The organism is Hoylesella timonensis 4401737 = DSM 22865 = JCM 15640 (genome assembly GCF_000455445.1).
GTDB lineage: Bacteria > Bacteroidota > Bacteroidia > Bacteroidales > Bacteroidaceae > Prevotella > Prevotella timonensis.
The window spans coordinates 48,071-60,073 of sequence record NZ_HG417102.1; the positions used below are offsets into that span (position 1 = coordinate 48,071).

General features: G+C 40.1%; 12 protein-coding genes and 1 tRNA gene. 12 read left to right on the forward strand and 1 reads right to left on the reverse strand.

Features of this window, described 5'->3' with window-relative positions:
• The first annotated feature begins 30 nt into the window (after nucleotides 1–30).
• The 12 genes from BN35_RS11735 (at nucleotide 31) to BN35_RS11790 (ending at nucleotide 11,092) form a co-directional block, all read left to right on the forward strand.
• Nucleotides 31–1,515 (forward strand): oligosaccharide flippase family protein, encoded by a 1,485-nt coding sequence (locus BN35_RS11735; protein ID WP_025072273.1) that lies wholly within the window; start codon nucleotides 31–33, stop codon nucleotides 1,513–1,515.
• Nucleotides 1,503–2,519 carry a glycosyltransferase family A protein gene (locus tag BN35_RS11740; RefSeq protein ID WP_036893450.1) on the forward strand — a complete coding sequence of 339 codons (1,017 nt, stop codon included), beginning with the start codon at nucleotides 1,503–1,505 and terminating at the stop codon, nucleotides 2,517–2,519. Before BN35_RS11735 ends, BN35_RS11740 begins: the two co-directional genes overlap by 13 nt.
• A gap of 192 nt (nucleotides 2,520–2,711) precedes the next feature.
• Entirely contained in the window at nucleotides 2,712–3,689 is a 978-nt protein-coding gene (gene pfkA / locus BN35_RS11745; RefSeq protein WP_025072271.1) for a 6-phosphofructokinase, read from the forward strand.
• 160 nt (nucleotides 3,690–3,849) lie between these two features.
• A complete protein-coding gene (gene atpD, locus BN35_RS11750; RefSeq protein WP_025072270.1) occupies nucleotides 3,850–5,379 on the forward strand; it encodes a F0F1 ATP synthase subunit beta in 1,530 nt (509 codons plus the stop codon).
• 31 nt (nucleotides 5,380–5,410) lie between these two features.
• Nucleotides 5,411–5,653, forward strand: a complete 243-nt coding sequence (gene atpC, locus BN35_RS11755) for an ATP synthase F1 subunit epsilon (protein WP_025072269.1) — start codon at nucleotides 5,411–5,413, stop codon at nucleotides 5,651–5,653.
• 9 nt (nucleotides 5,654–5,662) lie between these two features.
• Nucleotides 5,663–6,073: a hypothetical protein gene (locus tag BN35_RS11760; RefSeq protein ID WP_025072268.1), complete on the forward strand. Its 411-nt coding sequence runs from the start codon at nucleotides 5,663–5,665 to the stop codon at nucleotides 6,071–6,073.
• Between the two features lie 21 nt (nucleotides 6,074–6,094).
• Nucleotides 6,095–7,141, forward strand: a complete 1,047-nt coding sequence (gene atpB / locus BN35_RS11765) for a F0F1 ATP synthase subunit A (protein ID WP_025072267.1) — start codon at nucleotides 6,095–6,097, stop codon at nucleotides 7,139–7,141.
• Nucleotides 7,142–7,190: 49 nt separating this feature from the next.
• Nucleotides 7,191–7,433: an ATP synthase F0 subunit C gene (locus tag BN35_RS11770; protein ID WP_025072266.1), complete on the forward strand. Its 243-nt coding sequence runs from the start codon at nucleotides 7,191–7,193 to the stop codon at nucleotides 7,431–7,433.
• Between the two features lie 14 nt (nucleotides 7,434–7,447).
• Complete coding sequence (gene atpF, locus BN35_RS11775; RefSeq protein WP_025072265.1) at nucleotides 7,448–7,966, forward strand: F0F1 ATP synthase subunit B; 519 nt, start codon at nucleotides 7,448–7,450, stop codon at nucleotides 7,964–7,966.
• A gap of 8 nt (nucleotides 7,967–7,974) precedes the next feature.
• Nucleotides 7,975–8,511: a F0F1 ATP synthase subunit delta gene (locus tag BN35_RS11780; protein ID WP_025072264.1), complete on the forward strand. Its 537-nt coding sequence runs from the start codon at nucleotides 7,975–7,977 to the stop codon at nucleotides 8,509–8,511.
• 17 nt (nucleotides 8,512–8,528) lie between these two features.
• Complete coding sequence (atpA, locus tag BN35_RS11785; protein ID WP_025072263.1) at nucleotides 8,529–10,118, forward strand: F0F1 ATP synthase subunit alpha; 1,590 nt, start codon at nucleotides 8,529–8,531, stop codon at nucleotides 10,116–10,118.
• 2 nt (nucleotides 10,119–10,120) lie between these two features.
• The gene (locus BN35_RS11790; RefSeq protein WP_025072262.1) at nucleotides 10,121–11,092 is read left to right on the forward strand and encodes a F0F1 ATP synthase subunit gamma; all 972 of its coding nucleotides are present in this window, start codon (nucleotides 10,121–10,123) and stop codon (nucleotides 11,090–11,092) included.
• A 312-nt stretch (nucleotides 11,093–11,404) separates the two neighbouring features.
• On the opposite strand, the gene BN35_RS11795 is transcribed toward BN35_RS11790, so the two are convergent.
• Nucleotides 11,405–11,492, reverse strand: a tRNA-Ser gene (locus BN35_RS11795).
• Nucleotides 11,493–12,003 lie beyond the last annotated feature (511 nt).

A 12,003-nucleotide genomic window follows, 5' to 3' on the forward strand; every position in this document is an offset into this window, starting at 1 on the left:
TAAAATTTACTTTTATTCGTTCATTCAAAGATGACAAACGAGAATCGCAACAAAACCTATACCCATATCTTAAAATACACTGGTCTGTTTGGTGGTGTACAAGGTCTTGGCATCTTGGTAGGCATTGTTCGCAATAAGTTGGTGGCTCTTCTTCTCGGTGCCGAGGGTATGGGACTGATGTCGCTTTTCAATTCCACAACCAAACTGATTAGCGACTCCACTAATTTTGGATTAAGCATGAGTGCCGTTAGGGAACTGTCTGCAGCTTTCGAACAGCACGATGAGACCAACATGAGACGTTGTATTGACAGTGTGCGACTATGGAGCATGTTGACGGCTCTGTTGGGTATGGCGGTGTGCATGATGATAAGTCCTATACTCAGTCGGTGGGTCTTTGGCTGGGGCGACCACTCTTTGCATTTTGTTTTGTTGTCGATAGTGGTATTCCTAATGGCAGTGACGGGGGTAGAGTTAGCCATTTTGAAAGCCTTACGACAACTCAAGTCGTTGGCGAAAATCTCTTTTCTCAACATCGTAGGCGCATTGATTACCTCTATTCCATTGTTTTACTTCTGGCGTCAGGCAGCTATTGTTCCTTCACTCATCATTGTCGCTTTGACACAAATGCTGCTCACTATTTATTACTCTCATAAACAATACGCTATACATTTTAACTGGAGCAAAACTTTGTTGTTGCAGGGAAGTCCTATGCTCAAGATTGGAGTGGCTTTTGTGCTGGCAGGTATTTTGGGAAGCGGTGCCGATTTTCTGATACGTCGCTACCTTAATGTACTGGGGTCGGTAGAGACCGTTGGGCTGTTTAATGCAGCTTATATGATGACAATGACGTATGCGGGTTTGGTGTTTTCTGCCATGGAAACCGATTTCTTCCCACGCTTGTCGTCTATCAAGCACACAGGTGCGCTGTTGAACGAAACGGTCAACAGTCAGATAGAAGTGTCATTGTTGCTCATTTCGCCTATGTTGGTGGTGTTCATGGTAGGTGTACCAGTGTTGCTGCCGCTACTGTATAGTCGAGAGTTTGTGTCGCTTCAAGTCATGGTGCAGACCTTGGTGCTGGCGATGTATTGGCGAGCTGTCAAACTACCTATTGCTTACATTCCTTTGGCAAAAGGTAATTCAAGGCTGTACCTCCTCGTAGAGGCTATCTACGATGTTGTCCTGGTGCTGGCTGTCATTGCAGGATTCCACTATTATGAGTTATTAGGCGCTGGAATCGCTATCACCTTGGTATCAGCATTGGATTTTTTAATGCTATTTTATTTTATGCACACCACCTATCAATATAATATATCCACTTCGGTGTGGCAATATTTAGGCATCCAACTTATGTTTGGCTTGGTGGCTTACGGCTTGGTGTTGTCAACCCATGGCTTGGTGTATTGGGGTGGAGGCACTGTGCTTGTTCTGTTGAGTCTGTGGGTGTCATTACGCATATTGAGAAAAAAAACCGATTTATGGACACATCTAAAATTACGAGTATGGAAAAAATAGCATCATTTGCCATATTGGTGGCGGTTTATAATGGTAGCGAGTATCTGAAAAGATGCTTAGATTCGTTGCTGCAACAAACCCTCAAAGACATTCAAGTGATTTGTATAGACGACGGTTCTACGGACAATTCTTGGGAAATATTACAGTCGTATGCAGCTATAGACCAGCGAATTGAGATACTTCATCTAAGTCAAAACTATGGAATAGCACATGCACGCAATGAAGGAATTAAACATATCAACGCTCGTTACTCCACGATTTTAGATTGCGATGATACTTTTGCGCCCGATGCCTTAGAACAGGCTTTACACGTTTTTGAAAAGCATCCACAAGTAGACTGTGTGCTTTTCAAGCTCCTCACCCTTGGAGAAGACAATTCAACGGCGCAGGAATATGACATGGATTTTTTTGAAGAAAGGTCTGGATACGAGGCTTTCAAAGACAGCTTGACGTGGAAAATTCATGGCGTTTATGCTGCCAAAACTTCCCTTTTCAAACAATTCCCGTACGATGACACGTGTAAGACCTACAGTGATGACAACAGTACACGACTGCATTATTTGTTTTCTAAGCAAGTGAGTTGTTGTCGTGGAGAGAACTACTACCACTACAATCCCCACTCGGTAACACGTGCGATTAGTGGGAGCAGGTTTGATTATCTTCGTGCCAACGAAAGTATGAAGAAGCAGTTGATACAACTTAACGTAAGCGATGATGTTTTAACGATTTATGAAAATGTGCGCTGGCTGGTATTGATAGATTTATATTATTTTCATTATTCCTACAGAAAACAGCTTTCTGCCGAGGATTCTGCGATGGGCATGCGTGAACTTCATCGTATATGGAGTGGTATCGAGGTACACAGGTTATATAAAAGGTTAAAATATAAATTCGGGTATATGCCGCTACGCTTTTCATGGAGGATGTTCAGAATACAAGAAGAACTCTATTTTACCCTCAGGTCTATTTTTCGAAAAGGCATCCAGCAGACTAAGAATCAGTGAAATATCCCAAGCACTGGCATCAAAAGAGCTACCAAATAAGGTCTTCAAAGAATTTTCATATAAATGTTTTGCCCAATTCACATTATATTTATTACCTTTGTGAAGTTTTTAGAGCGCACTATAGTTATATAGATGTTAAGAACTATTCTATAGATTTCCCCTCATTGGGATTTGACAAAGAAAATCGAATATATGAAGCAGATTACAACAATTGGTATTTTAACTTCTGGTGGAGATGCTCCGGGTATGAATGCAGCCATACGTGCGGTAACGCGTGCTGGTATCTGTAATGGTTTTAAGATAAAAGGTATCTATAAAGGTTATGATGGATTGATAAACGATGAAATCAAAGATTTCACGACCGAAAATGTGAGCGGCATCATCATGTCTGGAGGTACTATCTTAAAAACAGCTCGTTCTTTGGAATTTTTAACACCCGAAGGAAGAAAGAAGGCTTATGAGAATATTCAGAAACATTCTATCGGTGCTTTGGTAGTAATAGGTGGTAATGGATCGTTGCGTGGTGCAATTGAATTTGCAAGAGAATATGACGTCCGTTGTATTGGGCTTCCTGGTACTATTGATAATGACCTCTATGGAACCGATTCTACCATCGGTTACGATACTACGTTGAATACCATTGTAGAGTGTGTAGACCGAATTCGGGACACAGCGCAGAGTCATGAGCGCATTTTCTTTGTTGAAGTAATTGGGCGCGATGCAGGATTTTTAGCTCAAAATAGTGCCATTGCTTCAGGTGCTGAAGCAGCTATTATTCCTGAAGACAGCACTGATGTAGACCAGCTGGGGCATTTCATGGAACGAGGTATTCGTAAATCTAAGCGTTCTTGCATTGTCATTGTCAGTGAGAGTCCAAAGTGTGGTGCATTGTATTATGCCGATCGTGTGAAAAAAGAGTTCCCTGGTTACGATGTACGTGTATCTATCTTAGGACATCTGCAGCGTGGAGGAAGACCATCGGCACATGATAGAATCTTAGCCAGCAGAACAGGCGTTGGCGCAGTAGAAGCCATTATGCAGGGACAGCGCAACATTATGATTGGTATTAAGAACAACGAAATAGATTATATACCATTGACCGAGGCTATTCGGAGCGATAAGCCCTTTGATAAAAAGCTCATCAAAGTACTCGACGAATTGAGTATCTAAAAAGGTAACCTAAGGTATGAGGTCTAAAATATGTTAATATAACAAACAGTTCTGTTAATATAATAATTGTACAAGTAAGCAATCAAAGTATTTTTGTATATTTGCACAGCTAAAGTTTTTTAATTTTTAGAAAATAGTTTCATATAAATATAAAAAAGTTATGTCACAAGTGAATGGACATATTTCCCAGATTATTGGACCTGTTATTGATGTTTATTTTGATACGAAAGGTCAAGATCCAGAGTCTGTCTTACCCAAAATATACGATGCGCTGATCGTAAAACGTGAAGATGGTAGCGATTTGGTGATTGAAACACAACAGCACATCGGCGAGGACACGGTTCGCTGTGTAGCCATGGATAACACAGACGGCTTGAGACGTGGCTTGGAAGTGATTGCAACAGGTAGTCCGATAACCATGCCATCAGGAGATCAAATTAAAGGCAGAATGATGAATGTGATAGGGGAAGCTATTGACGGAATGGAACAACTGTCGAAGGAGAATCCTTATCCAATTCATAGGCAACCACCTGTTTTTGAAGATTTATCCACGCATAAGGAAATGTTAGCCACTGGTATCAAAGTGATTGACTTGTTAGAGCCTTATATGAAAGGTGGAAAAATCGGTTTGTTCGGTGGTGCTGGTGTAGGAAAGACCGTCCTCATTATGGAGTTGATTAACAATATTGCGAAAGGACATAATGGCTATTCTGTGTTTGCAGGCGTTGGTGAACGAACCCGTGAAGGTAACGACTTGATTCGAGATATGATTGATTCAGGCGTTATTCGCTATGGCGAAAAATTTAAGAAAGCAATGGAAGAGGGCAAGTGGGATTTGTCTTTAGTTGACCCAGAAGAACTACAGAAGTCGCAAGCCACCTTGGTATATGGTCAAATGAACGAACCACCAGGTGCTCGTGCTTCGGTAGCCTTATCAGGTCTGACCGTTGCAGAAGAGTTTCGTGATAGAGGAGTTAATGGAGATGGACAAGGGGGAGATATCATGTTCTTTATTGATAATATCTTCCGTTTTACTCAAGCAGGTTCAGAAGTTTCTGCCTTATTAGGGCGTATGCCTTCTGCTGTAGGATACCAACCTACTTTAGCATCTGAAATGGGAACGATGCAAGAACGTATTACTTCTACTAAAAATGGGTCTATTACGTCTGTGCAAGCGGTATATGTTCCTGCGGATGACTTGACAGACCCTGCTCCTGCGACCACTTTTACACACTTGGATGCCACTACTGAACTCAGTAGAAAGATTACGGAGTTGGGTATTTATCCAGCTGTCGACCCATTAGGTTCGACTTCTCGTATTTTGGATCCATTGATTGTGGGCAAGGAACACTATAATTGTGCACAAAGAGTAAAACAGATACTCCAGCACTACCAAGAGTTACAGGACATTATCGCTATTTTGGGTATGGACGAATTGTCCGATGAAGATAAACAGATTGTGAATCGTGCACGCCGTGTACAGCGTTTCCTCTCACAACCCTTTACTGTTGCAGAGCAGTTTACAGGCTTAAAGGGAGTAATGGTTCCGATAGAAGATACCATTAAAGGATTTAATATGATTCTTGATGGTGAAGTAGATGATCTTCCAGAGCAAGCATTCATGAATGTAGGAACAATAGAAGATGCTATTGAGAAAGGTAAGAAGCTGCTTGCTGCAGCCAAAAGCTAACATATAGAAACTATAAAAGCGACCAACAATAATGCTTCGACTAAAAATTATATCTCCAGAAAAAAGAATCTTTGACGGTGAAGTTAATCGTGTAACTGTGCCAGGAACTCTTGGAGAGTTTGAAATTTTAGTGAATCATGCGCCCATCATCTCTTCTCTCGAGTCTGGAACGGTGAGCTACGAAATAGCGTCGGGAGAGCTTAAGCAGTTAGAAATAGAGAGTGGATTTGTTGAGGTACAAAAGAATGTAATTAGTTTATGTGTTGAACTATAGCCACAGAGGATGAATGATATTAAGCAAATTAAGAAACGTTACATGACACAAAGCTTCTTGCTGTTAACAGCATTAACTTTGATTGGTGTCTTGATAATGAAAATAGGGAAAGTTGACCATATGGTTACACCACTCATTGTGGGGTTGACTTTTGCCTTGATAATTGAATTGGCTGATATCTTAGTGTGGAGTAGGATTGCTCAAAAACAGGCAGACTATCTTCCAACATTCTTCATGGCAGTATCAAGTGTTAGAACGCTTGCAGCAATCGGAGTGATGTTTGTTTTCTTCCTTGTGATGGAGAGAGCGACCATTTTGGTATCATGTCTGACTTTCATGAGTTATTATTTGACTATTTTGATACATCACTCATTGTTCTTCATTGCTAAAAATAAGGCGCAATCAAGTGAAACTAAATGACACGATAACGTTGAATAAAGGATGAAAAAAATAAGAACGATACTCTTTTGCTTATCTTTATTACTGGCACCTATTCAATTAATGGCCAGTAATTCAGAGGGGGAGGCTTTGAATATTCCAGAGATTGTGCTGGAACATTTGTCCGATTCTTATGAATGGCACATTGCTACTTTTAAGGGTAAACATCTCAGCTTACCATTGCCTATTATTGTGAGGAGTGAAACGACAGGTGAATGGTATGTGGGTACGGCAAAGAATTTACCAAAACAGTTCTTTTTCGATGAAGAACATCATGGAAAAATTTACGAACATGTAGGCAACGGTGAAACTGCTCGTCCTATTGATTTAAGTATTACAAAGGTTGTTGTACAAATTTGGATTGTTGTTGTTGTCTTGATTTTGGTATTTTTAAGTTGTGCCAAATGGTATAAGAATGCCGATGAAAAAACGGAAACACCTAAAGGCTTTGTTGGAGTCATGGAGATGTTTGTGATGACGATACATGACGACTTGATTCGTCCCTCTGTAGGAGAAAAGAATTATCAACGTTTTGCCCCCTATCTATTAACGGTATTCTTTTTTATTTTAACTTGTAACCTCATAGGCTTAATTCCTATATTCCCCGGTGGTACTAATATTACGGGAAATATTAACATTACCTTGTTCTTAGCTGTTTGTTCGATGATAGCCATCAATTGCTTTGGTTCCAAAGAATACTGGAAAGACATTTTTTGGCCTCATGTACCACTGTTTCTAAAGGTACCCGTACCACTGATGCCTGTCATCGAATTGTTTGGAGTATTCACGAAGCCCTTTGCACTGATGATTCGTCTCTTTGCCAATATGATGGCAGGTCATGCCGTGATTCTTAGTTTTACCTGTGTCATCTTCTTAGGTTGGAACATGGGTGTAGGATATGGCTTAGGGTTGAATCTCTTTAGTGCGGTGATGCTTCTTTTCATGAATCTGTTGGAGGTGTTAGTTGCCTTTATTCAGGCTTATGTCTTTACGATGCTTAGTGCGGTGTTTATTGGATTAGCACATCCAGAACCAGAAACAACCATATAAACTTTCAAAGAATAGATTTCTAAAATTAATAACAATAAATAAACGAATTATGATGATTTCAACATTATTAGCAGCAGAAGGATTAGCACAGCTTGGCTGTGGAATTGGTGCAGGTATTGCAACAGTCGGTGCAGGTATTGGTATTGGTAGAATTGGTGGTAATGCCATGGATGCCATTGCTCGTCAACCAGAAGCAACAGGTAAGATTACATCAAACATGATTTTAACATCTGCCTTCATTGAGGGATGTGCGCTCTTCGCAATTGCAGCTTGTGCTTTCCTTATTAAATAATAAACTATCATAGAATGGAGAATTTACCATCAATATTAACTCCTGATCTTGGACTCCTCTTTTGGATGTTCTTGGCTTTTTTGGTGGTCTTTTTTGTACTTTCGAAATACGGTTTTCCTGTCATCATCAATATGGTGGAAAAACGTAAATCCTATATTGACGACAGTCTTCGTAAAGCACATGAGGCCTCTGAACGTTTAGCCAAAATTCAACAAGAAGGAGATGCAATTCTTCATGATGCTCGTGAAAAGCAAGCGGTTATGTTAAAAGAAGCTGCTGCTACTCGAGACTCTATTGTGGAGAAAGCACATGTGACGGCAAAGGATGAAAGTTCTCGTCTAATCAGTGAAGCACGAACAGAAATAGACATTGAGAAACAAAATGTCATTCGAGATATTCGTTCTCAGGTCGCTGAACTTTCTGTTCAAATAGCAGAAAAGGTTATTCGTGAAGAACTTGCTTCCAAAGATAGCCAGATGGAGTTGATTAACAAGTTACTGAATGATATATCGGTTGAAAAGAACCAAGCATAGAAGATAAGATGAACACAGGCGTAATATCTGTTAGATATGCTCGTGCATTGCTCAAATGTGCACTTGAAAAGCATGTAGAGGACAACGTATTTCAAGAGATGCTGGCACTCAGTCACAGCTATGCTCACATCTCTGATTTGAGGCAAACGATTGACAATCCCATGCTGCATCAAGATAAGAAGCAGGAACTGATTGAGTTGGCTTGTGGAACAAATCCCACACAGCTAACAAAAGATTTTATTCGCTTGGTGTTAAGTGCAGGACGAGAAAATATCTTGCAATACATTTTCACATCTTATATTACTTTGTATCGTCAACAGAAGCATATCATTAGCGGAAAATTGATTACTGCTACAGCTGTTACAGAAGATATCGAAAAGCGAATGGAAGCGGTGGTTCATAGCCAATCGAAAGGAACAATTAATTTCCAGTCAGAAGTAAATCCAGATATCATCGGTGGTTTCATCCTTGAATACGATTCGTATAGGATGGATGCCAGTGTACAAACAAAGCTTAACAAAATTCTGAAACAGCTAAAAAAATAATTTAAACAAAGCATAAAATGTCAGATAAAATAAAACCAAGTGAAGTATCAGAAGTACTACTTCAGCAGTTGAAATGCATTCAAACAGATTTGAAATTTGAAGAAGTAGGTACCGTTCTCAATGTGGGAGATGGTGTAGCCAGACTTTACGGATTGAGAAATGCTGAGGCCAATGAATTGTTGGAGTTTGAAAACGGTACGATGGCCATTGTGATGAACTTGGAGGAAGACAATGTAGGGTGCATCCTCTTAGGTCCTACATCCGGCATTAAGGAAGGTATGACAGCAAAACGCACCCACCGTATTGCCTCTATTCGTGTAAACGATTCTATGCTTGGACGCGTTATCAATCCACTGGGAGAGGCTATCGATGGGTTGGGAGAGCTTGATTTGACCGAAAGTTTCGAGATGCCTTTAGAGAGAAAGGCTCCTGGTGTTATTTATAGACAACCTGTAAAAGAACCACTTCAGACGGGTATCAAAGCCGTTGACTCGATGATTCCTATTGGACGTGGACAGAGAGAGCTGATTGTTGGTGACAGACAAACAGGAAAAACGGCTATTGCACTGGATACAATTATCAACCAAAAGAGTTTTTACGAGGAAGGAAAGCCCGTATATTGTGTCTACGTAGCGATAGGTCAAAAGGCATCCACTGTTGCCAATCTCGTTCAAATACTTAAAGAACACGGGGCTTTACCTTATACTATTGTAGTATCAGCTACAGCTGCTGACCCTGCAGCAATGCAATATTATGCGCCATTCGCAGGAGCTGCTATTGGTGAATACTTCCGCGATCGAGGCGAATCTGCATTGGTTGTTTATGATGACCTTTCTAAACAAGCCGTTGCCTACCGTGAAATCTCATTGATATTGCGTCGCCCTTCAGGGCGTGAAGCTTATCCAGGAGACGTGTTCTATCTTCACTCACGCTTATTGGAAAGAGCTGCTCGTATCAATGACCAGCAAGAAGTTGCTGAAATGATGAACGATTTGCCAGAATCTCTGAAAGGACATGTCAAAGGAGGAGGTTCGTTGACGGCACTGCCTATTATAGAAACACAGGCTGGTGACGTTTCTGCTTACATTCCAACCAACGTCATTTCGATTACCGACGGACAGATTTATTTGGAAAGTAACCTGTTTAACCAAGGATTCCGACCTGCTATTAATGTAGGAATTTCGGTTTCTCGTGTGGGTGGTAGTGCTCAAATCAAGAGTATGAAGAAAGTGGCAGGAACATTGAAGATTGACATGGCGCAATACAGAGAGTTAGAGGCTTTCTCTAAATTCTCGAGTGATATGGATTCTGTCACAGCAATGACATTGGATAGAGGTCGTAAAAACAACCAACTTTTGATACAGCCGCAGTATAGTCCCATGCCTATAGGCGAGCAAGTTGCCATTATGTACTGTGGTGTAAATGGCTTATTTGCTGACGTTCCAATTGATAGCGTTCGTGAATGTCAAGACACTTTCTTGGAAACAATGAGGACAAAATATGCCGATGTATTGAAAACTTTAGCCTCAGGTCAATTAACAGACGAAGCCATTGAAACGATAAAATCGACAATGGCTGATGTGACTGCACAGTATCAAGCTTCATAATTATGCCATCACTCAAAGAAATTAAAACCCGCATTGCCAGTGTAAAGAACACAAGGAAGATTACGAGTGCCATGAAAATGGTTTCGTCGAGTAAGCTTCATCATGCACAAATTCAAATAGAGAACATGCTTCCATACGAAAATATGTTGGAACATATTCTTAAATCATTCTTGGCTTCGACACCCGAAAATGATACCATTTTTGATAAAAAGCGTTCAGAAATTAAAAAAGTCGCTTTGGTTGTTTTTGCATCGAATAGCAGTTTGTGCGGTAGTTTTAATGGCAATGTTCTGAAACTCATGATGCAGGTTATCGAAGAGTATCGCCACTTGGGAAAAGATAATATTGTAATCTATCCCATTGGTAGGAAAGTTTTTGATAAAGTAAAGAAGTTAGGATTTACACCTGCAGGAAACTTTAATCATTTGGCGGACAAACCGAATGCCCACGAGTGTCAACAGGTAGCTCGTGAAATCACAAAGAAGTTTGCGCAAGGAGAGCTTGATCAAGTAGAGATTATTTATCATCACTTCAAGAGTGCAGGAACACAAATTCTAAAACGCAAGACATTCTTACCCATCGATTTAAGTACAGAAGTGGGTGTGGATAATGATCGTGACTTGTCTTCGGATCTTGCAACCGCTAAAGCGCAAGAATACTTGCGAAAGAATAAAAAGACTGTGAGCAAGAAGGCTGCAGAAGAAGCAAAGCCATTGAATGATAATTTTATTGTTGAGCCAGATATTAGAACTGTGTTAAGTTCATTAATTCCCAAGCAGTTGCATCTCATGTTTTATACCGCCTTGTTAGATAGTGTTGCCAGTGAACATGCAGCCCGAATGGTGGCAATGCAAACAGCAACAGACAACGCTGATGAGTTGCTAAGCTCCTTAAACTTACAGTTGAATAAGAGTAGACAGCAAGCGATTACCAATGAGTTGCTTGATATTGTTGGTGGCTCGATAAATAATTAGTTATCAATAGGAGAGAGGTAATGAGTGCGTGGGGAAAGCACCTACTCCTATTTTAGGTTTCCCATAAAGATCATATCAGACTGAATAACAAAGTAAGATATGGTCTTTTTTTTATGTCCTCCTTCGTGGCATAACCGAGATTGAAGACTTATGGTTGACGATATTGTGAGTTTTCAGCTGGTAATACATTAAGTAACAGCAAGCTGCAACCATGTACTTAAAAGCGAACAAAGAAGGCTTATCAATCTATTAGATTAGAATAGCAGAAGAACTCAAAAAGGGAAATCGTATCCTTTTACTATATCCAAGAAGCGGAAGATGAGGGATTCAAACCCCCGATACCCAAAAAGGGTATACCGGATTTCGAGTCCAGCGCATTCGGTCACTCTGCCAATCTTCCTAATTTGCCTTGCAAAAGTAAACATAATTCTGCAATCTCCAAAATTTTAGACCATTTAATTCTTTGGGAACAATTCAACGCCAATGCGCAGCTATGTTTGTATGGATAAGAATAAGCGTCCTCCAACATTACCTCAAAAACTTACTTTCTTTTTGTTCTTGTCTTTTTGCCACACGATAATAATAAGTTTTTTTTGTTAGTTAGAATCTTTGGTTATTTTCAGAAAATATTTTACAACACCCCTTGCATAGCTGCGATATTTTCAACGACCTTCCTCCTTCGTTCAAAATATTGAAATTATGAGCACTTTTCATAAAGTGTTGTATTTCAATATGATATTTAAGTTTGGGAGAAATTTGGCTCCTCAAATAGTCTTTTTTTTCTTGAAATGCATCACTTCAATGCGACTATTAACATGCTTCAAGCACCTTAAGTCGTGTTAATAGTGCCCTTATAACATGCTTTCAATCGCCTTAACTCAGTGCTATAGGACAGAAAATAAGTTTTCTTT